The 262-nt window shown below is 59.5% G+C and carries 1 pseudogene; it reads left to right on the plus strand.

Going from position 1 to position 262, the window contains the following annotated elements:
- Nucleotides 1-164 (plus strand): annotated as a pseudogene (locus EOB49_RS38855) (mannitol dehydrogenase family protein); the annotation flags it as partial.
- Nucleotides 165-262 lie beyond the last annotated feature (98 nt).

Below are 262 nucleotides of genomic sequence, written 5' to 3' on the forward strand. Positions count from 1 at the left end.
TGCCGGCGAATGAAACCGTGACCGCGGTGTTCGACCTGGCCGGCTTCGCTGGGGATCACGCCGAACGCCAGACGTTGATCGAACTTGTGGCTGTGCATCTCGTCCACCTGCGACGCGACGGTCCGACCTTGGCCTTCGCCGCGCTCGGCATAGATATGAAGTAGTCATCAACCAGACTTGGTGCGGGTCCGAACCAACTCGATTCAAGCTTATTTGCCGACCGAACCGTCCAGCGTTTGCCGGGAAGAATACTCCGTGCCTT

This window comes from Mesorhizobium sp. M7A.F.Ca.MR.148.00.0.0, assembly GCF_003997735.1.
Classification (GTDB): domain Bacteria; phylum Pseudomonadota; class Alphaproteobacteria; order Rhizobiales; family Rhizobiaceae; genus Mesorhizobium.